The 25,090-nt window shown below is 48.1% G+C and carries 25 protein-coding genes and 1 other annotated feature; of the genes, 12 read left to right on the top strand and 13 right to left on the bottom strand.

Translation table 11 applies throughout. From position 1 onward, the window contains the following. The first annotated feature begins 82 nt into the window (after positions 1–82). The 12 genes from gnd to ABIB18_RS10340 all read left to right on the top strand — a co-directional run bounded on the left by gnd (position 83) and on the right by ABIB18_RS10340 (position 14,274). The gene (gene gnd / locus ABIB18_RS10395) at positions 83–1,492 is read left to right on the top strand and encodes an NADP-dependent phosphogluconate dehydrogenase (protein ID WP_354474113.1); all 1,410 of its coding nucleotides are present in this window, start codon (positions 83–85) and stop codon (positions 1,490–1,492) included. 181 nt (positions 1,493–1,673) lie between these two features. Beyond that, positions 1,674–3,041: a glycosyltransferase gene (locus ABIB18_RS10390; RefSeq protein ID WP_354474112.1), complete on the top strand. Its 1,368-nt coding sequence runs from the start codon at positions 1,674–1,676 to the stop codon at positions 3,039–3,041. Continuing rightward, positions 3,038–4,240: a hypothetical protein gene (locus ABIB18_RS10385; RefSeq protein ID WP_354474111.1), complete on the top strand. Its 1,203-nt coding sequence runs from the start codon at positions 3,038–3,040 to the stop codon at positions 4,238–4,240. Before ABIB18_RS10390 ends, ABIB18_RS10385 begins: the two co-directional genes overlap by 4 nt. An 82-nt stretch (positions 4,241–4,322) precedes the next feature. Beyond that, positions 4,323–5,093 (top strand): glycosyltransferase family 2 protein, encoded by a 771-nt coding sequence (locus ABIB18_RS10380; protein WP_354474110.1) that lies wholly within the window; start codon positions 4,323–4,325, stop codon positions 5,091–5,093. After that, positions 5,080–5,715, top strand: a complete 636-nt coding sequence (locus tag ABIB18_RS10375) for a PI-PLC domain-containing protein (protein WP_354474109.1) — start codon at positions 5,080–5,082, stop codon at positions 5,713–5,715. The genes ABIB18_RS10380 and ABIB18_RS10375 overlap by 14 nt, the downstream gene beginning before the upstream one ends. After that, positions 5,712–6,341, top strand: a complete 630-nt coding sequence (locus ABIB18_RS10370) for an HAD family hydrolase (RefSeq protein WP_312055500.1) — start codon at positions 5,712–5,714, stop codon at positions 6,339–6,341. Before ABIB18_RS10375 ends, ABIB18_RS10370 begins: the two co-directional genes overlap by 4 nt. Further along, positions 6,338–7,060 carry a glycosyltransferase family 2 protein gene (locus tag ABIB18_RS10365; protein ID WP_312055501.1) on the top strand — a complete coding sequence of 241 codons (723 nt, stop codon included), beginning with the start codon at positions 6,338–6,340 and terminating at the stop codon, positions 7,058–7,060. Before ABIB18_RS10370 ends, ABIB18_RS10365 begins: the two co-directional genes overlap by 4 nt. Further along, positions 7,047–7,367, top strand: coding sequence for a hypothetical protein (locus ABIB18_RS10360; RefSeq protein ID WP_354474108.1), 321 nt, complete (start codon positions 7,047–7,049; stop codon positions 7,365–7,367). The genes ABIB18_RS10365 and ABIB18_RS10360 overlap by 14 nt, the downstream gene beginning before the upstream one ends. 136 nt (positions 7,368–7,503) lie before the next feature. Next, entirely contained in the window at positions 7,504–8,304 is an 801-nt protein-coding gene (locus ABIB18_RS10355; RefSeq protein ID WP_354474107.1) for an ABC transporter permease, read from the top strand. An 11-nt stretch (positions 8,305–8,315) separates the two neighbouring features. Then, a complete protein-coding gene (locus tag ABIB18_RS10350) occupies positions 8,316–9,059 on the top strand; it encodes an ABC transporter ATP-binding protein (protein WP_354474106.1) in 744 nt (247 codons plus the stop codon). A 19-nt stretch (positions 9,060–9,078) separates the two neighbouring features. Next, positions 9,079–10,353 carry a class I SAM-dependent methyltransferase gene (locus ABIB18_RS10345; RefSeq protein WP_354474105.1) on the top strand — a complete coding sequence of 425 codons (1,275 nt, stop codon included), beginning with the start codon at positions 9,079–9,081 and terminating at the stop codon, positions 10,351–10,353. Between the two features lie 102 nt (positions 10,354–10,455). Continuing rightward, positions 10,456–14,274 carry a glycosyltransferase gene (locus ABIB18_RS10340; RefSeq protein ID WP_354474104.1) on the top strand — a complete coding sequence of 1,273 codons (3,819 nt, stop codon included), beginning with the start codon at positions 10,456–10,458 and terminating at the stop codon, positions 14,272–14,274. Between the two features lie 96 nt (positions 14,275–14,370). Here ABIB18_RS10340 and ABIB18_RS10335 read toward each other — a convergent pair whose 3' ends face one another. The 13 genes from ABIB18_RS10335 to hisL all read right to left on the bottom strand — a co-directional run bounded on the left by ABIB18_RS10335 (position 14,371) and on the right by hisL (position 24,929). Next, positions 14,371–15,669 (bottom strand): succinylglutamate desuccinylase/aspartoacylase family protein, encoded by a 1,299-nt coding sequence (locus tag ABIB18_RS10335; protein ID WP_159223584.1) that lies wholly within the window; start codon positions 15,667–15,669, stop codon positions 14,371–14,373. Between the two features lie 107 nt (positions 15,670–15,776). Continuing rightward, on the bottom strand, positions 15,777–16,568 hold the full coding sequence (locus ABIB18_RS10330; RefSeq protein ID WP_089561771.1) for an ABC transporter substrate-binding protein: 792 nt from the start codon (positions 16,566–16,568) through the stop codon (positions 15,777–15,779). A 71-nt stretch (positions 16,569–16,639) separates the two neighbouring features. Next, positions 16,640–17,116, bottom strand: a complete 477-nt coding sequence (locus tag ABIB18_RS10325; protein ID WP_089561748.1) for a YbaK/prolyl-tRNA synthetase associated domain-containing protein — start codon at positions 17,114–17,116, stop codon at positions 16,640–16,642. Then, positions 17,113–17,430, bottom strand: coding sequence for a helix-turn-helix domain-containing protein (locus ABIB18_RS10320; RefSeq protein ID WP_354474103.1), 318 nt, complete (start codon positions 17,428–17,430; stop codon positions 17,113–17,115). The genes ABIB18_RS10325 and ABIB18_RS10320 overlap by 4 nt, the downstream gene beginning before the upstream one ends. A 123-nt stretch (positions 17,431–17,553) precedes the next feature. Next, positions 17,554–18,165, bottom strand: a complete 612-nt coding sequence (gene hisIE, locus ABIB18_RS10315; RefSeq protein WP_089561749.1) for a bifunctional phosphoribosyl-AMP cyclohydrolase/phosphoribosyl-ATP diphosphatase HisIE — start codon at positions 18,163–18,165, stop codon at positions 17,554–17,556. Beyond that, positions 18,159–18,935: an imidazole glycerol phosphate synthase subunit HisF gene (gene hisF / locus ABIB18_RS10310; protein WP_031375353.1), complete on the bottom strand. Its 777-nt coding sequence runs from the start codon at positions 18,933–18,935 to the stop codon at positions 18,159–18,161. Before hisF ends, hisIE begins: the two co-directional genes overlap by 7 nt. Beyond that, positions 18,917–19,654, bottom strand: a complete 738-nt coding sequence (hisA, locus tag ABIB18_RS10305) for a 1-(5-phosphoribosyl)-5-[(5-phosphoribosylamino)methylideneamino]imidazole-4-carboxamide isomerase (RefSeq protein WP_089561750.1) — start codon at positions 19,652–19,654, stop codon at positions 18,917–18,919. The genes hisF and hisA overlap by 19 nt, the downstream gene beginning before the upstream one ends. Further along, complete coding sequence (gene hisH / locus ABIB18_RS10300) at positions 19,654–20,244, bottom strand: imidazole glycerol phosphate synthase subunit HisH (RefSeq protein WP_031375355.1); 591 nt, start codon at positions 20,242–20,244, stop codon at positions 19,654–19,656. The genes hisA and hisH overlap by 1 nt, the downstream gene beginning before the upstream one ends. Then, positions 20,244–21,311, bottom strand: coding sequence for a bifunctional histidinol-phosphatase/imidazoleglycerol-phosphate dehydratase HisB (gene hisB / locus ABIB18_RS10295; RefSeq protein WP_354474102.1), 1,068 nt, complete (start codon positions 21,309–21,311; stop codon positions 20,244–20,246). The genes hisH and hisB overlap by 1 nt, the downstream gene beginning before the upstream one ends. Further along, complete coding sequence (gene hisC, locus ABIB18_RS10290) at positions 21,308–22,384, bottom strand: histidinol-phosphate transaminase (RefSeq protein WP_159223587.1); 1,077 nt, start codon at positions 22,382–22,384, stop codon at positions 21,308–21,310. Before hisC ends, hisB begins: the two co-directional genes overlap by 4 nt. Next, positions 22,381–23,685, bottom strand: a complete 1,305-nt coding sequence (gene hisD / locus ABIB18_RS10285) for a histidinol dehydrogenase (RefSeq protein ID WP_031375358.1) — start codon at positions 23,683–23,685, stop codon at positions 22,381–22,383. Before hisD ends, hisC begins: the two co-directional genes overlap by 4 nt. 3 nt (positions 23,686–23,688) lie before the next feature. After that, the gene (hisG, locus tag ABIB18_RS10280; protein WP_031375359.1) at positions 23,689–24,588 is read right to left on the bottom strand and encodes an ATP phosphoribosyltransferase; all 900 of its coding nucleotides are present in this window, start codon (positions 24,586–24,588) and stop codon (positions 23,689–23,691) included. Positions 24,589–24,785: 197 nt separating this feature from the next. Continuing rightward, positions 24,786–24,906: a sequence feature (His leader region), on the bottom strand. Continuing rightward, positions 24,882–24,929 carry a his operon leader peptide gene (gene hisL, locus ABIB18_RS10275; protein ID WP_100396937.1) on the bottom strand — a complete coding sequence of 16 codons (48 nt, stop codon included), beginning with the start codon at positions 24,927–24,929 and terminating at the stop codon, positions 24,882–24,884. It overlaps the preceding feature by 25 nt. Positions 24,930–25,090: the final 161 nt, after the last annotated feature.

Here is a 25,090-nt window from a genome sequence, read left to right as displayed (position 1 = left end):
AGCTATCCTGAGTTAACATAGTGTTCACTTATAAAGTGGTGTTACTGGTAACACCATGCGAGACCACAGACAGGAGTATGTAATGTCCAAGCAACAGATCGGCGTTGTAGGTATGGCAGTGATGGGCCGCAACTTGGCTCTTAACATTGAGAGCCGCGGTTACACTGTTTCTATCTTTAACCGTTCACGCGAAAAGACGGATGAAGTCATCGCGGAGAATCAGGGCAAGAAGCTTGCTCCTTTTTACACCGTTGAAGAGTTTGTCGAATCGCTGGAAAAACCACGTCGTATCCTGCTGATGGTTCAGGCAGGGGAAGCGACCGACAAAACCATCGCCTCACTGACGCCACACCTCGATAAAGGCGACATTCTGATCGATGGCGGTAACACCTTCTATAAAGACACCATTCGTCGTAACAAAGAGCTGTCAGACCAGGGCTTCAACTTCATCGGTACCGGCGTATCCGGCGGTGAAGAGGGCGCGCTGAAAGGCCCATCTATCATGCCGGGCGGCCAGAAAGAAGCCTATGAGCTGGTTGCTCCAATTCTGGACAAGATTGCGGCACGTGCAGAAGATGGCGAAGCCTGCGTAGCTTACATCGGTCCGGACGGTGCGGGTCACTACGTGAAGATGGTGCACAACGGCATCGAATATGGCGATATGCAGCTGATCGCCGAAGCTTATGCGTTGCTGAAAGGTGCGCTGGGTCTGAACAACGAAGAGCTGGCAGAAACCTTCACCGAGTGGAACAACGGCGAGCTGAGCAGCTACCTGATCGACATCACCAAAGATATCTTCACTAAGAAAGATGATGAAGGTAACTATCTGGTTGATGTGATTCTGGATGAAGCGGCCAACAAAGGTACCGGTAAATGGACCAGCCAGAGTTCACTGGATCTGGGCGAGCCACTTTCACTGATCACTGAATCAGTGTTTGCTCGCTACCTCTCTTCGCTGAAAACCCAGCGTGTTGCGGCTTCCAAAGTTCTGAGCGGCCCACAGGCTCAAGCCTTCACCGGTGATAAAGCTGAGTTTATCGAAAAAGTGCGTCGCGCACTCTACCTCGGTAAAATCGTCTCTTATGCGCAGGGCTTCTCACAATTGCGTGCGGCTTCAGAAGAGAACAACTGGGATCTGCACTACGGTGAAATCGCCAAGATCTTCCGTGCTGGCTGCATCATCCGTGCTCAGTTCCTGCAGAAAATTACCGATGCCTACACTGAAGATGCAAGCATCGCTAACCTGCTGCTGGCACCGTACTTCAAAGATATCGCCGATCAGTATCAGCAGGCGCTGCGTGATGTTGTTTCTTACGCGATTCAGAACGGTATCCCAACGCCAACCTTCTCTGCAGCAATTGCTTACTACGACAGCTACCGTTCAGAAGTGCTGCCTGCCAACCTGATTCAGGCGCAGCGTGACTACTTTGGTGCGCATACCTACAAGCGCATTGATAAAGACGGTGTGTTCCATACAGAATGGCTTGATTAATCGATAATCATTATATCTGGGAAATATTTTAGCGTTGAATAAAGAAAAGCACATCAATGATGTGCTTTATTCTTTTCTCCATCGAAACCCTCATTTTAATTAATGCTTTGAATCTACTGTTTGGATGATAAAACGTAATAGTAAAGGTTATAGCCTTACTATTGCTTGCAAAGGACGAGAAATGATTTACTACGATATTACCGATATTATTAATCACTCAAAGTTTTCGACCAAGGTTAGCGGGATTCAACGTGTTGTACTTGAGGGACTGAAAGGACTTGATGGTGATTATACAATATTTTTCATGAGCCCTATTACTGGCCGTACTTATAAAGTCGACGGGCTGGAAAATATCGAGCTTAATGATTTGACGCCATTTATTAACCTTTGGATCTATTCTGATATCTACATTTCAAAATCTAGCGGTAATATAGATAAATACTTTGAGAAGATCCGGACGCTTGGTCGCAAGAAAAAAGTGGTTAGCGATACCTATTTTCTTTTATCGAAAGTTCCAGTTATTAAAAAGAGTAGTCATAAAGCCATCTTCAGATATTTAAAAAATCGCCTTGCGCTTTACCCGGGACTTTCCGTATCTGAAATTGAGAAATTTGAAGATAATGCTTCTGTCGCATTATTTGGTGGTGTGTGGAATTTTCAGAGCAAGTATCAGGAGTTGATAGAAAGGAAATGGTACGATCTTCGTAAAATTTTTATGGTTTACGATATGATCCCAATCGTATCACCTTATGTGCCTGATGAACTTAAGGCAATGTTCAAAAAGTATATTCCTTTTGTACTGGAACATGCAGATAAAATCATCGTCAATTCTCACAGCTGTAAAAACGATCTAACCAGATATTGCCTTGAGCGAGGCACGGACGTACCCGTCATCGAGGTCGTTCATCTATCGCATAAACTGCCTGAAGGCGCGGCAAAAATACCGGAAGAAAGTGATTATGAATTTCCGTTGCGCGTAAGAAAATTAAAAAATGAACAGTACGCATTTTGCGTGGGCTCAATTGAGTCCAGGAAAAACCATGTTAATTTAATACTGACCTGGATTAAATTTTTTAACTCTCCAGAGTATGCAAATCAAAAATTGGTTATTGCTGGAAAATGGCTTTGGGATACTGAAGAATTCGCGCATCAGTTACATCATTCTGGAAACGTTTTTGGCAGCGTCATTGTTATGCAGGATGCTTCAGACGCCGAAATCGGCGAGATTTATCGTAATTGTCGCTTTACAGTTTATCCGTCACATTATGAAGGATGGGGTCTGCCGCTAGGTGAGTCTTTAGCTTTAGGAAAACCTTGCTTACACTTTGATACGTCTTCCTTGAAAGAAGCAGGGTATGGTTTGACGGTTGCAGTAGATTATCCAGACTATAAAAAATTCAATCTAGAGTTCAATAGGTTAATGAGCGATGACGCCTATTATTATGAGCAAGTTAATCATATTGCAGCTAATAAGGACAAACTTCGCAGCTGGAAGGATTTCTCGACAGATATAAAGAAAATATTTATTCATGAAGAGGAAATTCAATGAGTGAAGCTGATAAAGCTATATGGTTTGGAAAGAATGCGCCAGAGAAATTTACTTGTTTAAGTACTCATTTTATTAACAATCCGGATACGCGTTTATCATCAGAGCATTACAGCAAATATTCAGAAGTAGTATTTACTGAAGCGCCAATATCAAATTATGGCAACTGGCCATTTATAATTGACGAGTTATTCAAATTATCTAAAGGAAAGACGACGTTCAAGATTCGTTTCCGTGTTTCCTCACCTGTTTTCTCAACACCTAAGTTTTATAAGCAAATTCATAACCTTTCAGCAGGTAGCGTAGAGTTTGTAAGCCTTGAGCGTGCTGAAAAAAATGACGGCTTCATCGTAACCTTCACGGCAACGCGGCGACGCTTTGATGTTGGCAGAAACTGGTCATTCGGCATTTTATGGGACGGGAAAAATGAGGAATATCTTCGTAGCTACGTTGATAGTGTAGCGAATTTAGCTAACTCAGGCGCATTAACGGAGATAATTATCTGTGGTCCACGACCAACTTTTGAGATAGCGCTGGATCATACGATCGTAGAGGCTGACAACGATACAGAGAAATATGCCAATATTTCCAGAAAGAAAAATATCATCATAAGCCAGGCTAAATTTGAAAATATTTGCATTGCACACAACAGATATAAACTAGATGCAAATTTTATCAAGGCATTCGATCGCATTAATCATGACTTTGATATTTGCGTGGTTAAGCAGATATTGAATGACACGGGCGAGCGAGTTCCCGACTGGGTTTCGCAAGCCTCTGATCAGCGTCTTACTGCGAATTATTTGCTGAATTATGGCGAATATTCTCCTTATCTTTATGTTCCCGGAGGGCTTGTCATCGGCAAGAAGCATGTTTTGACTGCGTTCCCCTTTAATGATCTGGGAACATGGAATATGGCGGAGGATGTCGAGCTTTCTCAACGGCTGATGTCAGCTGATTACCTTCCCCGGCTGAACACAAAAACCATCGCCAGAGTTCTTCAGTTAAGAAAAGAAATTATCGCTGACTTTAAAAAACCAGATCTTAACAACTTTTATCATCATATTGATCTTTTCCAGGGGCCACATGCTCGTGTTGATAGATACCGAGCTTTCTTAAAACGCAATGTAAAATTGCTCCTGTCAGATCCATTGTTACTTTATTCGACGATAAAAAATCGATTGAAAAATAGGGCAGGATAGGACGTTAAGGACAGGATTAATGCAATATTTTTAATTAATTTTCCTGATGTTTAGGCTGCAAGTGTTATTAATGAGGTTTTAAATGATGAATATCGTAATTCCCATGGCCGGGGCTGGAAGCCGCTTCGCTAAAGCAGGGTATGCTGATCCTAAGCCTCTTATAAAAGTTCATGGCGTCACCATGGTCAAATTGGTTATAAATAATTTAAAACCAACTCAGCCTCACAGGTTTATATTCATTATCCAGCGCGCTCATGATAAAACGTATGGTTTAACTTCATTGCTTAAAGAATGGGAGCCGTCCTGTGAAGTCGTCTATGCAGATGGACTAACCGAGGGTGCAGCCTGTACCGTTCTATTAGCTAAAGATTTAATTGATAATGATGAACCGCTGATGATTGCAAATAGTGACCAGTATGTCGATTGTCAAATCGATGACTATCTTGCAACAATGCAAGACAATAACTACCAGGGCATTATCATGACTATGAAGGCAAACGATCCTAAGTGGTCATTTGTCGGCTTTGATGATGATGGTAATGTTAACCGGGTTGTTGAAAAAAAAGTCATTTCTGATGAAGCCACGGTTGGTATTTATAATTTTGCTAAAGGCTCAGATTTCGTACACGCAGCCGAAGAGATGCTGGAAAAGAACGACAGGGTTAATAACGAGTTTTATGTCGCACCTGCCTATAACTATCTGATTGCTTCAGGTGCGAAAATTGGCATTTACAATATAGGATCTGAAGCTAATGGTATGTATGGCTTAGGTATTCCTGCTGATTTAGAGATTTTCTTAAACCTTGAGCTCTCTAAACACGCTACGCAAGGAATGCAAAATGGAAATAATTAGTCATCGTGGTTATTGGCATACAGTAGAAGAAAAAAACAGTGCTGTTGCTTTTAAAAGATCGTTTGACCTCGGCTTCGGAACAGAAACTGATGTTAGAGATTACAATGGCAAATTAGTCATATCTCACGATATTCCTTCTGGTCATGAAATGACCCTGCATGATTTGCTATCCTTAGCTGAAGGGAAAGATTTCTCGCTTGCGCTTAATATCAAATCAGATGGGTTAGTCAAACTTCTTGCCGAGCAACTTGCTAAATTTAATATAAAAAAAGCTTTTGTTTTCGATATGTCTGTTCCGGATCAGATAACATTCTCTCGTGATGGTCGTATTCATTTTTTCTCTCGTGCGAGCGAATATGAACCCGTCATTTCGCTTTATGAATCGTGCCATGGCGTCTGGTTGGACGCTTTTGAGTCAACCTGGTACGATGCCGAATATATCAAAAATATCCTTCAGGCAGGCAAAAAAGTCTGTATCGTTTCTTCAGAACTTCACAAGCGTGGGGATTACCATTCTCTTTGGACTATGCTTAAAAACTCTGATTTAACACAATATGAAAATCTTATTTTGTGCACCGATGTTCCTGAAGAAGCGCAAAGATATTTCGAGGATAAAAAATGATAAAGGCCGTCATTTTCGATATGGATGGAGTTTTGATTGAAGCAAAAGACTGGCACTATGAAGCTTTAAATAAATCACTAAATTTATTTGGATATAACATCAGCCGCTTTGATCATCTAACAAAGTTTGATGGTCTGCCTACAAAAGATAAACTTAATATCTTATCGACTGAGTACAATTTACCTTATGAACTGCATTCATTTATCAATGAAATGAAGCAAAGCTATACAATGGAAATTGTACATACGAAATGTAAGCCACTTTTTATTCATGAATTTGCTTTATCCAGATTAAAGATGGAAGGTTACAAGTTGGCAGTTGCTTCAAACTCTGTCAAAAATACTGTTACGACTATGATGGAAAAAGCTGCTCTGACTCCCTACCTTGATCTGATGATTTCAAATGAGGACGTAAAAAAAGGTAAGCCCGATCCAGAAATGTATATAAAAACTATCGGACTGTTAGGGTTAAAACCGGAAGAGTGTGTAGTTGTCGAAGATAATGAAAATGGTATTCGTGCTGCTAAGGCTGCAGGTACGCATGTACTGGCGGTTAGTGAAGTTCATGATGTCATTTATCGCAACATCAAGACTTTCATTCAATCTGTAGAGGAAACTAAAGCATGAATATTTTAGTACTTGCTGCAGGTGAAAATTACATTGATAGCGACGATAAAAATTATCCTTTCTGTCTCTCTGAGTTTTTAGGCAAGCCTTTAATTCAGCTTATTTCTGAGCAAATAGCTTTTAATAAAGGACATTCCGTCTTTCTTTTTCAGGATAAACATATAAAAAAATATCGTCTTGATAATATTGTTCGTCTGCTCTCTAATGGCAACTTTAGTTCTATTTCTGTACCTGAAAACACTGCTGGTGCTGCCTGTACCGCTTTGCTCGGTGTGGTTAGTCTGAATCAGGATGAGCCGCTACTGATAGTTAGTGCAAATCAGTATGTCGATATAGACTACGCGGTATTTACTTCACATATGCAGAACTCAGGGCATGATGCTGGCACAATCATTTTTGATTCTGTACATCCCCGATACTCTTATGTAGTTTTAGAAAATGAACTCGTTGTAGAAGCTTCTGAAAAAAATCCTATTAGCCGTAATGCGACTGCTGGGGTTTACTGGTTCAAGAAAACCTCCTTTTTCACCGAGGCGGTGAAACAAATGATCAGGAAGGATGCGCGTATTGATGATATGTTCTATATTTGTCCTTCATTTAATGAACTTATATTGTCCGGTATGAAAATTTCTGTCCAAAAAATTGACATCTCTCAGTATCACCCACTGAAATCTGCTTCACAATTTGAAACCCGGAAAGGCAATAATGAAAAGCTATAAACTCTCTAATATGAAAAGGGGCTGGATTGTCGGCGGATTTGACCCGACTGCCTTTAGTACACAAGATTGTGAAGTTGCCGTTAAGCATTATAAAGCAGGGGACCGAGAGGGCGCGCATTTTCATAAAATTGCTACTGAAATAACTTGTATTGTTTCTGGTGAAGTCATTATGTGTGAAAAACGCTGGACTGCTGGTGACATTATTGTGTTATCACCTGGCGATATTACTTCGTTTGAAGCCCTGACTGATGCCGTTACAACCGTCGTCAAACTACCGGGCGCATTGAACGATAAGTATAATGTTTAATGAAAAGGCTGATGATGGATCATTATTATCATACTAGTCTGAATTTAACTCTTTTGGATGGCCACAAGCTGGAGTTGGGCTTGACTGTGAGCTCTTTGGCTCTAGAATGTCTGAATTTCAATGATGGAATAAAATAATGCAAGGTAGTTCAGCTAAAGTTGCCTTAAAAGATATTTTCGGGGCAATAAATCGTTATTCATTAGTTGGTATGTTGGGCTGGCAGGACGTTAAGCAACGCTATCGTCGCTCAGCTCTAGGCCCATTCTGGTTAACAATCAGCATGGGTGTAATGATAGGTACAATTGGTATAGTATTTGGTTCAATATTCAAAACCTCCTTAGAGGAATTTTTGCCGTTCCTTGCTTCCGGTATGATCTTATGGTCTTTCTTTACAACCGTGACCAATGAAGGCTGTGTAGGCTTTATTAATGCAGAACGCATTATCAAACAGTTACCTATACCGCTTTTCGTTCACATCATGAGAATAATCTGGAGAAATATAATTATATTGGTCCACAATCTGATTATTCTACCTCTTGTATTCCTGGCGGTAGGAAAACCTGTCTTTCTTACTATTTTTTTAGTCATACCGGGATTTTTACTGGTAACGCTAAATCTTTCCTGGATTGCGCTGATGCTGGGCATTCTTTGTGCCCGGTACAGAGATTTACCTCAAATCGTTACCAGCATCATCAATGTTATTTTCTATTTTACACCGATTATGTGGATGCCTCATCTGGTGCCTCAGCGTGCAGGAGAATATATTCTTGGGCTTAATCCCGTTTACCACTTAATGGAAATCGTCCGTGCGCCCTTACTGGGTCAGGTTCCAGCCACCTCCAGCTGGATTACCTGTCTGGTAATTGCAGTATGTGGATGGACTGCAACTATTCTGGTTTATGGACGCTATAAGCGTCGTATCGCTTACTGGTTATAAGAAGATTCTTTATGGCTTTGATTGAATTCAATAATGTTTGCGTCGATTTTCCAATTTATAACGCAAATGGACGTTCGCTAAAAAAACGCTTGATGCAGGTTGCAACTGGCGGTCAGTTAGGCGCGGACGATCAGGGGCGAGTTGTTGTACGAGCGATTGATAATCTGTCCTTCACTCTAAAAGATGGCGACAGGGTGGGTCTGTTAGGACATAACGGTGCGGGAAAAAGTACGCTTTTACGACTTTTGAGCGGCGCTTATGAACCTTCTTCCGGTACCGCTATCAGCCAGGGTGAAGTCGGCTCTCTCATTGATATTTCTCTGGGAATTGATGTCGAATCGACGGGAAGAGAAAATATCTTTTTGCGTGGCGGACTTCTTGGCCGAACCCGAGCTCAAATCAGCGAGAAGCTTGATGAAATCATCGAGTTTTCAGAGCTAGGCGATTTCGTTGATATGCCGGTGCGAACCTACTCGTCTGGGATGCATTTGCGTTTGGCTTTTGCCGTCTCTACTATCGTGCGCCCAGAAATACTGTTAATGGACGAATGGCTTTCAGTCGGCGATGAAGCTTTTAAAAAGAAAGCGGAAGCACGTCTTTCTGAAATGGTTCAGGCGACGAATATTCTTGTTATCGCATCTCACTCCAAAAGTATGCTTATGAAATCCTGTAATCGCGCTATATGGCTTGAACATGGCAAGATTAAAATGGATGGGGATGTAGAGGAGATTTGTTCTCACTATTTTGGTAAGTAACTATTAGAGGGCTTCATTTATGAAGGTTACAGCAGAATTATGCGAAACTATTGCGATGAAGTCCTCTCAAGATATGCTTGAGAGAATGCCATCCTGGATTAGTGGGAATATATCAAAAGCAGACCAGCCGCTTTTAATTGGCTTAACACTTTTATTAAAACCTGTTAAAGTTGTAGAAATAGGTGTTGCAAGTGGCTGGAGTGGTTGCCTGTTTATCGATGCTTTACAAAAAAATAATAATAATGCTGAATATATTGGTGTGGACTTTTCTCAACAATATTTTTTAGATAGTACTAAAGAAACAGGCAGTGCTATAGCACAACTTTTCCCAGAGTCAGATGTAAAAAAACGCCTTCTACTTGGTGGCTATGCTATAGATTATATTGATGATATCGGTAAAGGCGTTGATCTTGCTTTTATTGATGGAGATCATAAACATCCTTGGGCAATATTAGACCTTTTATCACTTCTTCCTGTACTTAGTCCTGATGCTTATGTTTTAATTCATGATATAAATCTTTCTACCTATATCAGACATGAGCAAGCATACCGTGGACCAAAGTATCTGTTCGAATGTTGGCCTCTTGAAAAAATTCATTCCTCCCAAGTTTTAACAATGATCGGGGCCATTAAATTGCCATCTTCTATTGAGGGTTCACTATTAACTACGTTGCTGAATACAGTCTATACTCCATGGGAAATTAATGTTGATGTTTCAGTATTAAATAAAATTGCGCGATCTATTTCGCAAAACTATGGAAATGAATGGGGGCAAAGGTTTCAGGCAGCTTTTCATAAAATGAATCTTTCTAAAGAAAATAATGTTGGCAACTTTGATTTTATTGAAAGTTTAATACGAGTAGTATCTCAACATCCCAGATCTATTTCGCATTTGAACATGTTGCAATCAGCTGAGCCTGTTTTTCCTCAATCTTCTAAACTTCAACATCATATCTCTGTTTTGCACTACCGCAACAACAATTTAGAAAAGGCTATTGATCATTCGCTACGCGCTGTTAAAATTGATGGTGCCAATGCTCACTACATCTCATTTCTCGGTGAACTTTATCTTCGCACCAACGACATCGTCAAAGCAGAAGCTTATCTAAGTGAGGCTGTTAGGTTACAAGATAATGTGGCAATCTTTCACTATCGTCTGGCTTTAGCGCTTGAAAAGTCAGAACGAATCAAAGATTCTTTCATTTCTGCAAACCGTGCGAGTGATTTAGCACCTGGCAATGTTGATTTTTCAGAGCTTTTGAGTCGTCTAAAAAATCACCCAAATCTGCGTTAGCCTTCTGGGCAGTTCACACTATATAAATAGCACCGGTATTTGAGCATCAGTTTAGATGCCTGAAATAATTTCCAATTTAAATTGCTTATCAAACGGATTAACATGAAGAAGATAGTGCATATTAAGATTTCAGATAAGGGCTGGATTCTTGAAAAATTAGCGCATGAAATTTCAAAAAGATTACCCTATGTAGGATATGGTCTTGATGAAGATGCTAATGCCAAAATTCAATACTATATGACTTATGGATGTCGTAAAGAGCGCGTTTCACCTATCGAAATTGCGCTTTTTACTCATAAGGAAGAGGTTCCCTCTGCGGCAGCAAAGTTTGATGCCGTTGCGGCAGCGGTTGATTTTTGTGTTGCCCAGTCTTTAAAAACTGAGTCTATTATTCGTGAAACAGGCCTGTCAAACATTCAGACTATTTCTCCCGGCGTCGACCTTGATAAATACTCACCTGTAGTCCGGATTGGTGTTGTCGGGCGTACATACCATACGGGGCGTAAGGGGGAGAAACTTGTTGCACAGGTTATGGATTTACCCGGGATAGAATGGCATTTCACCGGTGAAGGATGGCCTGGACCTGCTAAATTTATACCGGATGAAGAGTTGCCCGCTTTTTATCGTTCTCTTGATTATATCTTAGTGCCTGCGCTTATAGAGGGTGGGCCGATGTGTGTTCTTGAAGCGCTCGCAAGCGGATGTAAAATCATTGCGCCTTCGGTCGGCTGGGTTCCACAGTTCCCTCATATTGAGTTTAAAGTTGGCGATGCAGAAGATTTGCGCCGGGTGCTTATGCTCGTTGTTGAAGAAAAAATGGCACTGAGAAGGACTGTAGAAAGTTATACGTGGCAGGCATGGGCTGATAAACATCATGCATTGTTTACAGACTTGCTGGGTCAGGATCCTTTGTCTAACAATAGTGCAGACCAAATTAAAAAACCCACTAAAATGAGCGCCTTGGTTGCTGTGCACGGGACTGAAATGACCGCCTCACTTGGTGGACCCTCTGTCCGGGCACCACGTACAGTCGAAGCTCTTCGTAAGCTGAGTATTAATGCTGATTTTGTAAGCGGCAGAAAATTTTCAACAATGGATGTTGATGTTGTTCATGCTTTAAATGTTTGGCACCCTGATGAGTGTGAAGTGCTGCTTCGCCAGATTGAGAAAAATAATTGTCCTTCCGTTTTCTCGCCAATATTTCTCGATCTTTCAGAGATTCACTTCTTCAATTTAAAAGTCAAACACATACTTTCTGAAAGCGAAACCGCAGAAAACGTTTATGACAGACTTGAAGAGTTGAGGCATGAAAATGCTCTGTACCGTCAACTTCCTTTGACTGAAAGAGAGCCTTTCCCAAATTACTATATGTCCGTCAGAAGATTAGTTTCTTATGCTAAACATCTTATTTTCCTTAGTGAGCATGAACGAAAATTACTTGAGCAAATCGGTGTTTCTCATCAATCTACCAGCATTGTAAAAAATCCTGTAAACGCTGCTGTATTTGAGAATGGCGACCCTTCTTTATTTAGAGAGCAAATTGGTGTCGAAAATTATATTCTTTGCGTAGGAAGGATAGAAGCTAGAAAAAATCAGGCTTTACTTGCATTGGCGCTAAGAGATTCAAAAATTCCATTAGTTTTAATTGGTCACGTTGCAGATGAAAAGTATGCTGAGCTAATTAAGAAATGGGGTGGGGATAATGTTATATTCGCGGGACGTGTTGAATCTAACAGCCCTATGTTGGCCTCTGCATTTGCCGGAGCAAAAGTTTTTTGCTTACCATCCTGGAGCGAAGGTGCGCCATTAGTAGCGCTTGAGGCGGCAGCCTCCGGATGCAACATGGTATTAAGCGATCGTTCATCCGAGAAAGAATATTTTGGAAACCTGGCCCGTTATGTTAACCCAGCTGATGTCAATGATATCAGAGAGAAGGTTCTGAGCGCATGGAATGATACAGCGCATGATAAATCCTTGCTTTCTCAGACGCTTAAGCAACAGATGAAACTGGAGCATAGCTGGGAGAAATATGCGGCCAATACAAAATCAGCGTACGAAGAAGCCATAATATCGTCCGAGCATAATAATTTCAAATTTAAACTATCGGACAATAAAAAGATTTACATCGATCTTACAACTTTAGCTCATCATAATGCGCCGCCGACCGGAATTGCACGTGTAGAAAGTCGTATGGCTGAAAACATGCATAACCTTTATGGCAATAAAGTTAATTTCATCATCTGGAATTCACATTATTGCAAGTTCATCAAGGTTACCTATGAAGATTTTGTCATTGGTCGTATTAAAAGACATGCTGGTAAATATCTACCTGGATTTAAAAATGGTATTCCTGAGTCAAACGTTGAATTTCATGAAAATGACATAGTGCTGACCTTTGGCGGAGCCTGGATCAGGAATCAAAATTATCTTCGTGACTTGCTGGCGTTGAAGCAAATACACAAAGTTGCTTTAGTTAGTACTGTTTATGATGTTATTCAGCACAAAATGAAATTCCTTTTCCCTGACGGAGTAGGTGATGAATTTGCAGTAAACTGCAAAAAAATTATATCAATTTCAGATATGGTTATGACATGTTCCGAGCAAAGTCGTAACGATATCATTGATTTTTGCATTGAAACGCAAACGCCAGTCTGTCCAATTTCTGTTTTCAGATTAGGAGATGAAGCGGTTCATATTGATACTGAAAACAATATTGAGTTGCAGAGAGAAGGCTTGGGTGATTTAGCCATTAATGATAAATTTGTGCTCTTTGTCAGTACCATTGACGTAAGAAAAAATCATTCCTTATTACTCATGTTATGGAAAGGTTTAATCAGTGAGTATGGCGATGCAGTTCCCAAGCTCGTTCTTGTCGGAAGCATAGGCTGGCGTGGACAAGAAGCAATAAATATCTTAAATGATGACCCAGCGCTTAAAGAAAAAGTCTTAATGCTTCATGGGATTAAAGACTCCGCTCTGGACTGGCTTTATAAAAATTGTCTGTTTACCGTCTTTCCATCTCGTTATGAGGGCTGGGGACTACCGGTTGCAGAAAGTTGCCGGTATGGTAAATTTTGCCTGGCTTCTGATGCTGGCTCTTTGCCTGAGGTTGCGCCAGGATGCGCAGAATACATTGATCCGTTAGACTTTATTGCCTGGTATAAAGCGTTACAAAAATATTGTTTTGAACCTGATTTACTGGCTGTTAAAACCAATCTTGCTCTGAGCTATCAGCCTACAGACTGGCATCAGACTGCTCAGCAAGTAATAAATTCTCTTGAAAACCTCCATTCTTCTGTGAGGTTGCCTTCACTTGCGCTAGACAATGTTATTAGTTTTGCAGCCGAAAATAATAAAGGCAGCTGTAAATTTGAGAAGTTTACCTTAAATGGTTGGTATAAAGCAGAGAGCAGAGGTTGCTGGAGTTCAGGTCATGAAGCTTTCATTGGCTTTCAGTATGACCAGACAATATTTGATGATCTATCGATTTCTATCCAGACTTTTGGTTACTGTCCTGAAGGTGAGGCGATCAAAGTTAATGTTTTTATAAATAATGTTTTTATCACTAAACAGGAAGTGTTTGGAAGCGAGACGCAAATTTTAGCCCCTATTCCTGAGTCTGTTATCAAAGCGTCTCGTAATTTGATCGTAAAATTGCATATTGAAAACCCTAAATCACCGTCACAATTTGGTGCTAGCGACGCGCGCTATTTGGGACTGCATGTACGCAGTGTTACGCTTAGAAGATGTAGCCCTACTTCAGGACTTGAGCATATTGTGCCTATTTCTGGAGAGGGCGTTATCCAGCCTGCACAGAATAATACTTCCGTTAATGATGGGTTGCCCATTCAGCAAAAGCTGGGGTTCGCTTTTCGGTTAAAACGAAAAATTAACCACCTTAAGAATAAAATATACCATTAAATCAGATTATTATGACTTGATGCAGTCCACGTAATATAAAGCCTGTTTCTTCCTGTGCTAACAGTAGAAGCAGGCTTTTTAAATTCTGTAATTATTTCATCCCACCAGCAAATCCCCGCTCCGAATCTCACTCTCGCCCGCCAGTCTCACCACCAGCATGCCTGCCGTTGCAAACCGTACCCAGTGCCTCGCATACAGAATGCCGCCGTGCTCAGCCATTAATGGCGTGATCTGATCGGTGACCGGATCAACAATTTCTGCCACCACTTCGCCAGCGCGAATCCGCGCGCCCAGTGGCTTGCGGTGCAGGATCAAACCGGAAACCGGCGAATGAATGTATTCACAGGCCGCCAATGGCGTCGGTGGATTCTTCAGGGCAGGCGAGGGCGTAGCTGAACCTTCACTGTAGCGCTCTTTAATCATGCTCTGCTCATCGGCTGCTTCGACCACCTCAGGCGCGCTCAGGCCGGTACCGTTTTCGCCAATTGCCACCACATCTTCGCCACCGGTGGTCACCGATACCAGTTCATCGCCGCCAATCACCGGGGCCGCCACTTCCACCGACACCGCCGGTTCGCTGTAACCGATATAGCCGCCTTCCTGCAACGCCGAAATAATCGCATCAGCATCTTTCTCTGCCTGCTCCGGAGAGACATCGCGCACACCACGCAGTTCGAGAGTGACCGGCAGCAAGCCGCGCGGCATCGGGAAATCTTTGCCATAACGTTCGGCCAGCGTCAGCCAGGGCTCACAGCAGGCTTCATCAAACGGTTCGCCGCCTGAAATCTGCGCCAGCAGCTGTACTTCACTGCCTAACCAGCGCGCCAGCGGCTCGATATCAGGCCAGGCGTGCGGCGTGGTGTAAAGGTGCGGCACCGCTTCCCAGTCACAGTGTAGATCAATCATCAGATCCGCCTGGCTGGCCATACGCATCAGGGTAAAACGCTGCGCGTCCAGCTCGGTTTTTGGCACCGTATCGCGGTAGTGACGATCGATCGCCTCACGGATCAGCGTTTTATTCTGCGCTTCGCTCTGGGTCAGACTGTCGGCCAGCCCGGTTGCCAGCGTCTCGCCCAGCGAGGGGAAGCGGCGATTAAAATCCTGTCCCGATAAGGTATGAAAACGACCAAGATGAGTACCGTGCCAGTGCTGGCCCAGCGCCAGCGGATTGGCGACCGGCACCAGTGTGAAAGCGGCTCTCAGCTGGCCGGCTGACTCCAGCGCCTGCAGCCGCTGCTTTAAAAACCACGCCACCGCCATGCCCGGCAACTCATCGCCATGCAGCGCAGCCTGGATATAAACCTGACGCGCGTGGTTTTCAGCAAAATGGAAACTGATGATTTCACGTTGGGTGCCTAAAGAGGCGCTTAACAGAGGATGATGTTGTTGATGCATACCGTGTTAATGTCCTGTAGTCGGCGAAGGACGACAGCGCGCCGTCCCGAAAAGGTTAGAGTATAGTGCCGGATCGCAGTCAATGACGGAAAAGCCGGCTCGCGCCGTTACTGCTGAATAGAGATATCGGTGGCGAAATAGCGCTTCTGGATCTGGTCGAAGGTGCCATTCTTCTTGATCTCGCTAAAGGCGTTATCCAGCGCGGTTTTAAGCTCCGCGTCACCTTTGCGCAGGCCAATAGCGGTACCGGGACCGATAATCGGATCCTGAACAATCGGGCCTGCCAGCTCGAAATCTTTCCCCTGCGGATGTTTGAGGAAGCCAATTGCCGCCTGCGCCGCATCGGTAAACACCGCATCCAGACGACCGGCAACTAAATCACTCTCGACCTGTGCCTGATCGCCATACGGCACCACGTTCACGCCATGCGGTTGCCATTTCGCCAGGGCATAACGCTCCTGCACCGTTCCCTGTTCAACACCCACCGTTTTGCCTTTCAGGGATTCCGCCGTCGGCAGCACGCCAGCACCTTTACGGGCAATCAGCTGGGTGTGGGTGTCGTACAGTGGCACGGTGAAATCGATCTGCTTCAGACGCTCTTCCGTAATGCCCATGTCCGACAGGATGGCATCGAACTTACGCGCCTTCAGCGCCGGGATCATGCCGTCAAACTGGCTCTCAACCCAGACGCACTTCGCCTGCATCTGGGCACAAAGCGCATTGCCCAGATCGATATCGAAACCGACCAGTTTACCCTGCGGGGTTTTGGATTCAAACGGAGGATAGGTGGGATCAACGGCGAAGCGTACCTGGTCGATTTTTGCCTGCGCACCAAAGGTACTGCCAGCCATTACAGCCAGCATCAGCGTCTGACGCAGGCGGTTAGAAAAGCGGTTCATTGCCATATTAAGGTCTTCTTTTGTCGTGATGAGGGTTAACGCAGAGTAACGTTGACCCGCATTGATGGCAATTACTGGATTATTTTCACGACGTTAGCACGGCACAGCGCCCGATAATCTTCGGTATTAAGGATCACCGAGCGATCCAGCAGACCGGCGTTAAAAGCGATCTCCGGATAGCGTTCAAACAGCAGCGGATCAACCACCAGGGCTAAAGCGGGGTGAAAGCTAAATGGTGGGATAGCGCCAAACACACAGCCGGTCAGGGCATCGGTTTCTGCCGGACTGGCCAGCGAGGCGCGACGTCCACCCACTGCGGCAGCCACTTTGCTGAGGTCCGCCTGACGATCGGCGGGCAGCACCGCCAGGACATGTTGCTTAACACCATTGCCTTTGACGTGGCAGACCAGCGCTTTGGCACCCTGACCGACCTCGGTACCGCGGATCGCCGCCACCGCTTCGCACTTACCGGTAGCCAGATGTTCCATCAGTCGATAGCGTGCCTGGTGCTGGTCGAGCAGGGCGATCAGTTTTTCATGGGTTGTCATGGTGCTCTCCTGGCGCAGTGCGTTGCTGGATCAGGGGCGGCTGGCTGACGCGGTAATAGCCCTGTCCTGAGACCGAACGGTTTAAAGGCGCGATTCAGCGTAGTTAAGGTGGTGTTGCCTTTATCCTGCTCAATATCGGACAGCGTCCGTCGGCTAATTCCTGCCAGCAGCACGTAGCGTTGTTGAGAAAACCCCAACACTTTTTTACGAAGCAGCTTGGGTAGCTCGCCCTGCGTCAGCTCTTCCTGAATAAACTGCTGTCGCAGCGTGAGCATAATGGCTTCTCGTTCCAGGGGAGACAGTGTTTTATTCATCGTTGCCAGCTCTCAATGCGCTGATCGAGATAGTCAAATCCCATCCCTGGCAGAGTCATTTTTGAGAAGGATGCTGCTCAAAATCGTCGACTCAGCCGGATTTTGAGCAGCTTATTGCATATTTTACTGATGACGGGCGCGCAGGTTATTGATTACCGCGCTGAAGTCTAAGTCCTGGTCCTGCAACAGCACCATCAGGTGATAGATCAGATCGGAGGCTTCATTGGTCAGCTCATGGCGATCGTTAACCGTGGCCGCCAGGGCGGTTTCAACGCCTTCCTCTCCTACTTTCTGCGCGATGCGCTTGGTGCCGCTGGCGTAGAGCCGGGCGGTGTAGGAGCTTTCAGGATCGGCGCTCTTACGTGACGCCAGCAGCTGCTCCAGCTGATAGAGGAAGGTCCACTCCGCAGCGGCCGGGGAGAAGCAGCTGGAGGTGCCGAGATGGCAGGTCGGACCGATGGGATTCGCCAGCACCAGCAGCGTATCGTTATCGCAGTCTGGCGTGATGCTGACTACCTGCAGAAAGTTGCCGGAGGTCTCGCCTTTGGTCCATAACCGGTTTTTGGTACGCGAGAAAAAGGTCACGTTGCCTTCGGCCAGGGTTTTTTCCAGCGCCGGCTGGTTCATATAACCGTGCATCAGCACTTCGCCTGAGACGTTATGCTGCACAATCACCGGCATCATGCCCTGCGTTTTGTCCCAGTCGAGCTGGGCCAGTTGTTGTTCGGTTAACACGCGCGAATCTCCACTCCGTTGTCGATCAGGAAGCTTTTCAGCTCACCAATATTGATAATCTGCTTATGGAACACCGAGGCCGCCAGCGCGCCATCGACGTTGGCATCGGTAAATGCCTCGAGAAAATGCGGCATGGTGCCTGCGCCGCCAGAGGCGATCAGCGGTACATGACAGACTTCACGCACTTTTTTCAGCTGCACCAGGTCATAACCGTTACGCACGCCATCCTGGTTCATCATGTTCAGCACGATTTCGCCAGCACCCAGCTTCTGCACTTCCTGCACCCAATCCAGCGTTTCCCACTGCGTCACCCGGGTACGGGCTTCGTCGCCGGTGTACTGATTGACCTGATACTTGCCGCTGGCTTCATCGAACCAGGTATCAATGCCGACCACAATGCACTGTACGCCGAAGCGGTCAGCCAGCCGGGTAATCAGCGAGGGATCGGCCAGCGCCGGTGAGTTAACCGAAATTTTGTCGGCACCGAACTCCAGAATGCGCGCGGCGTCTTCCGGGGTTTTGATACCGCCAGCCACGCAGAACGGAATATCGATCACTTCAGCGACCCGCGATACCCAGCTTTTATCAACCACCCGGCCATCGGATGAGGCGGTGATATCATAAAACACCAGCTCATCGGCACCTTCGGCGGCATAACGCTGCGCCAGTGGCACGATGTCGCCAATGATCTCGTGATTGCGAAACTGCACGCCTTTCACCACCTGGCCGTCACGTACATCAAGACAGGGAATTATCCGTTTTGCCAGCATGAAATAGCCTCCGAAACTGTGAATTTACCTTCCAGCAGCGCACGTCCGACGATCACGCCCTGGACGCCACTGCCGCGCAGGGCCGCGATATCGTTAAGTTCACCAATGCCGCCCGAGGACTGGAAGGCAATCTGCGGGAAGCGAGCGGTCACTTCCTGGTAAAGTGCAACGTTTGAGCCGCTCAGGGTGCCGTCGCGGGAAATATCAGTGCACAGCACATGTTTCAGGCCGACTGGCTGAAAATCGGCGATCACCTGCTCCAGCGTGACGCCCGCCGCTTCCTGCCAGCCGCTGATCGCCACTTCTTTGCGGTTATCAGCATCAATGCGCACGTCCAGCGCCAGCACAATCGCCTCTGCGCCAAACTCGGCAAACCAGCGTTTTACCTCGTCAGGCTGTTTTACCGCGGTCGAACCGACCACCACACGGCTGGCTCCGGCGTCCAGCAGCGCCTTCACATCGTCACGATGACGAATGCCGCCGCCGACCTGCACAATCACCTCGACGCCGTCGAGCAGGGTTTTCAGCAGCGCAATCTGCCGCTTTGCCGGATCTTTCGCGCCGGTTAAGTCCACCAGATGCAGCACCGTGGCGCCTTCCTGCGCATACTGCTGCAAACGCGGCAACGGATCGCTGCCGTAATCGCGCTGCTGGCCATAATCGCCCTGATGCAGACGGACCACTTTGCCGTCGATTAAATCTAACGCGGGGATAATCATCACATCTCCAGGAAGTTTTTCAGCAACTGCGCGCCCGCTTTGCCCGAGCGTTCCGGGTGGAACTGTACGCCGAAGAAGTTATCTTTCTGCACCGCCGCGGTGAAGGCTTCACCGTAGTGACACTGGGCGATAGTGCTGGCGTTGACCGGCATGGCGTAGCTGTGCACGAAGTAGAAGTAGCAGCCTTCATCAATGCCGCGGAACAGGTGATTGCCCGCCTGCGCGGTAATCTGGTTCCAGCCCATGTGCGGCAATGGCAGACCGTGCGTGTCCATCAGCGAGACCGGCTGGTCGATTATACCCAGCGTCGGCACGCCGCCGTTTTCATCACTGCCGCGTCCCAGCAGCTGCATGCCGAGACAGATACCCAGCACCGGCTGGGTACAGGCCTTGACCAGATCGATCAGGTCACGCTCTTCCAGCTGATTCATCGCCGCCTGCGCCGTACCGACGCCCGGCAGAAACAGTTTGTCGGCGCGCAGTACCACATCGGGATCGCGGCTGACTTCCGGGGTATACCCCAGACGTTCAATCGCCCATTTTACCGACGAGAGGTTGGCGCAACCGGTATCCATGATCACCACGTTCATCACAGCACTCCTTTCGAGCTCGGCAGCGTATTACCTTCAACGCGGATTGCCTGGCGCAAGGTGCGGCCAAAGGCTTTAAACAGGCTTTCGACGCGGTGATGATCGTTCTTACCCTTGGTTTTAAGATGCAGGGTGCTCATCATGGCGTAGGAGAGGGAACTGAAGAAGTGCTCAACCATTTCGGTGCTCAGGTCACCGACGCGCTGATAGTTGAATTCCGCTTTAAATTCGATGTGCGGGCGGCCGGAGATATCCAGCGCACAGCGTGCCAGACATTCATCCATCGGCAGCACAAAGCCAAACCGGCCAATGCCGCGTTTGTCGCCCAGCGCTTTGAGCAATGCTTCACCCAGCGCCAGCCCGGTATCTTCCACCGTGTGGTGATCGTCGATATAGAGATCGCCTTTCACTTCGATATGCATGCGGAAACCGCCGTGCACCGCAATCTGGTCCAGCATGTGGTCAAAGAAGCCGACGCCGGTGTTGATTTTGCTGCCGCCTTCGCGATCCAGCCACAGCTCGACCCGCACCTGGGTCTCTTTGGTATTACGCTGCACCAGCGCATGGCGATCGCGCTGGGTCAGACGCTGCTGAATGGTCTGCCAGTTTTCCCCTTCGGCACCGTAACGGATCGGCTGAATGCCCATGTTCTCTGCCAGTTGCACATCGGTCAGGCGATCGCCAATCACGTAGCTGTTGGCGGTATCCAGCGCGCCTTCGGCCAGCCAGGCTTCCACCATTTTGGTTTTCGGCTTGCGGCAGTCACAGTTTTCCTCCGGCAGGTGCGGGCAAATCAGCACCTGATCAAACGCGATACCCTGCGAGGTCAGCACCTGCATCATCAGGTTGTGCGGGCCGTCAAAGTCCGCCTGTGGGAAGCTTGAGCTGCCCAGTCCATCCTGATTGGTGATCATCACCAGATGATAACCGGCGGCCTGCAACGCCAGCAGTGCCGGGATCACGTCCGGCTCAAAGGCCAGTTTGTCCATGCGATCCACCTGATAATCTTCAGGCGGCTCAGAGATAAGGGTGCCGTCGCGGTCAATAAAAAGGGTCTTCTGGCTCATGCTTGCTCCACAGATAAGGCTTGCAGCGCGGCGATCACACGTCCGCACTCTTCACGCGTGCCGATGGAGATGCGCAGGCATCCCGACAGGCCCGGATTTTTGTTCTGGTCACGCAGGATAATGCCCTGATTCCATAAGGTTTTAAACACTTCTGGTGAATCGGTAAACCGCGCCAGCACGTAGTTGGTTTCACTGGCGAAAACCTGCTCGACGCAGGCCAGCTTCGCCAGTTCCGCCAGTAACCAGCTGCGATTGTCGTTGAGCTGTGCCACATGTTCACGCATCAGGGCGATGCCTTGCTCGCTCAGCGCCTGACCGGCCACATCCGCCACCGGCGTCGCCAGCGGGTAGGGGGCAATCACCTTCATCAACAGATCGATTACCGGCTGATTCGCCAGCGCAAAGCCACAGCGCAGGCCAGCCAGCGCAAAGGCTTTCGACAGGGTGCGCAGGATCACCAGGTTGGGATAATCTTTCAGCCAGCCGGTCAGCGTCGCCTGCGGACAGAACTCAATATAGGCTTCGTCTGCCACCACCAGCGCTTTGCCAGCGGTCATCGCCAGCAGCTGACGGATATCATCCTGATTGATCAGGTTGCCGGTCGGGTTATTCGGGCTGCAGAGGTAAACCACCTTAACGCCTTCCAGCTGGTCCGCAATGGCAGGCAGGTTAAGCTGCCAGTCGGCCAGCGCAGGCACCGTGCGGTACTCAATGCCGATGGTTTCTGCGCTGACGCTGTACATGCCGTAAGTCGGCGGGCAGAACAGAATCGCGTCCTGGCCCGGCTCACAAAACGCCCGCATGATCAGTTCAATCGCCTCGTCGGCGCCGCGGCTGACCAGCACCTGCTCCGGTTTCAGGCCGGCATAGGCCGCGTAACGCTCAATCACTATTTTGGGCTGGCATTCCGGGTAGCGGTTCAGCGTCTGCTGCGACAGCTCAAACGGCACCGGCAGTGGAAACTCGTTGGCATTGAGCCAGACATCACCATTACCACCCAGCCGGCGTGCCGACTGATAAGGCGTCAGCGCGCGAACGTTGGCGCGCGCCAGTTGCTCGATATTCTGGCTCATGCTTGCTCCTTCAGTGCGGCAACGCGCAGGGTGACAGCGTTTTTGTGGGCATCCAGCTGCTCGGCGGCAGCCAGCGTTTCAATGGTGGCGGCCAGGTTAAGGAAGCCCTGCGGCGTCAGCTCCTGTACCGTCATGCGTTTCTGGAAATCAGCCAGACCCAGGCTGGAACAGGTCGAGGTATAACCGTAGGTCGGCAGCACGTGATTGGTTCCCGACGCATAGTCACCCGCCGATTCCGGCGACCAGTCGCCGAGGAATACTGAACCGGCACTGGTAATTGACTCCACCAGTTCGCGCGGCTGGCGGGTCTGCAGGATCAGGTGCTCCGGGCCATACTGGTTTGAAATCTCTACACACTGCTGCAGGTCGCGCGCCACGATCAGACGACTGCTCTCCAGCGCCTGACGCGCGGTAGCGGCACGTGGCAACTGCGCCAGCTGCTGCTCAACCGCGTCAGCGACCGCGTCGGCCAGCGTCCGCGAAGGCGTCAGCAGGATAACCTGCGAATCCGGACCGTGCTCGGCCTGGGACAGCAGATCCGAGGCGACGAAGGCGGGCGTGGCACCCGCATCGGCAATCACCAGCACCTCTGATGGACCGGCCGGCATATCAATTGCCGCCCCGTCCAGCCGCTGACTGACCTGACGCTTCGCTTCCGTCACCCAGGCATTGCCCGGACCAAAAATTTTATCTACCCGCGGTACCGTTTCGGTGCCAAAGGCGAGGGCGGCAATCGCCTGCGCGCCGCCGACCTGAAACACCTCTTCAACGCCACACAATTGGGCAGCATAAAGGATCTCATCAGCAATCGGCGGCGGTGAGCAGAGCACCACGCGCCCGCATCCGGCAATGCGCGCTGGCGTTGCCAGCATCAGCACGGTAGAGAACAGCGGCGCAGAGCCGCCAGGAATGTAGAGCCCGACCGATTGAACCGGGCGGGTAATCTGCTGGCAGCGCACACCCGGCTGGGTTTCAACATCGACCGGCGGCAGGATCTGCGCATTATGGAAGGTTTCGATGTTGGCTACCGCCACCGCCATCGCCTGTTTCAGCGTATCGCTGAGCCGGGCACTGGCGTCGCTGATCTGCTGCGGCGTAACGCGCAGATTATCAACCTGCGCCTTATCGAAGCGGGCGCTGAAGGTGCGCAGGGCCTCATCGCCGTTCGCCTTTACCTGCTCCAGCACGTCACGTACCGTCTGGGTCACATTCTCTGAGGCGGCAATAGCCGGACGTAACAACAGCGCCTGCTGCTGTTCTGCACTGCATTGCTGCCAGTCAATCGGGGTAGAAAAGGCCATGGCTTACTCCATCATCTTCTCAATTGGCAGCACCAGAATCGAACTGGCACCCAGCGCTTTCAGTTTTTCCATCGTTTCCCAGAACAGGGTTTCGCTGCTCACCATGTGCATTGCCACGCGGCTGACATCACCGGCCAGCGGCAGCACGGTCGGGCGCTCGGCCCCGGGCAGCAGGCTGATGACCTCTTCCAGCCGCTCGCTTGGCGCGTGCAGCATGATGTACTTCGATTCACGCGCTTTAATCACGCCCTGAATACGGGTCATCATCTTGTCGATCAGTTCCTGTTTGGCGGCAGGCATCTCGCCGTCGCGCTGAATCAGCACCGCTTTTGAGCGGTAAATGACTTCGACTTCGCGCAGACCGTTGGCTTCCAGCGTGGCACCGGTCGAGACCAGATCGCAGATCGCATCTGCCAGCCCGGCGCGGGTTGCCACTTCAACGGAACCGTTCAGCATACAGGTTTTGAAACTGACGCCTTTTTTATCGAGGTACTGCTTTAACAGGTGCGGATAAGAGGTGGCGATGCGGGCATTATCGAGGCATTGCGGACCGGTATATTCATCATCAACCGCCATCGCCAGCGACAGACGGCAACCGCCGAAGTCGAGGCGGCGCAGCGTGAAGTAGCGCGGGTCTTCACCCTGGGCACGGCGAGACAGCAGCTCCTCTTCCAGCACGTTCTCGCCAATAATCCCCAGATCGACCACGCCATCCATCACCAGGCCAGGAATATCGTCATCACGCACCCGCAGGATATCGATCGGCATGTTTTCCGCAAACGCAATCAGGCGCTGTTGCTGAAGGTTAATTTTAACGCCGCAGCGCGCCAGCAGTTCGCGTGAATCATCACTTAAACGGCCGGATTTTTGCATAGCTATGCGTAAACGGGTGTTATCTAACATGGTTCCTGTCCTCTTTAAGCCTATTCCGGTAGGCGTATATTGTTGCAGTCAGTCTGGTCACGGACAGCGCGCAACAACCGGAACGTACACGCAGTACGTAAGGATGGTGAGCACCGCCCAGGGCCAGAGTGGCAAATAAAATAGCCTGATGGGATAGGCTATTATTCCTGTCCTGGTTGGTGGATATGCTTCAGCCCATAAAAAAACCCCCGGAAGACGATCTTCCGGGGGTTCTCTTGCGTTCGCACCACTGGAAGATCTTAAAAGTCTTCCAGCACACATCGCCTGAAAGACTAGTCAGGATGATGGTGGTGGTGATGGTTGAACTGAACGCGTGTCATAAAAAATTCCGTAGATGAATGAGTATTCATTTGTGAGGTTTAACCTAGCGAAGATGGCCGCGATTGGCAACCCTTTTTTAACCAGGGGGTTCGGAAAGCACTGAAACAGGTTGTTCTGATTTGCAATCCGGGGGCAAACTACGTTGAAGTCAGGGTTGATG

Source organism: Pantoea sp. UYEF8 (genome assembly GCF_040546285.1).
In the GTDB taxonomy this organism is placed as follows: Bacteria; Pseudomonadota; Gammaproteobacteria; order Enterobacterales; family Enterobacteriaceae; genus Pantoea; species Pantoea brenneri.
This window is presented reverse-complemented; position numbering and strand designations above follow the sequence as displayed.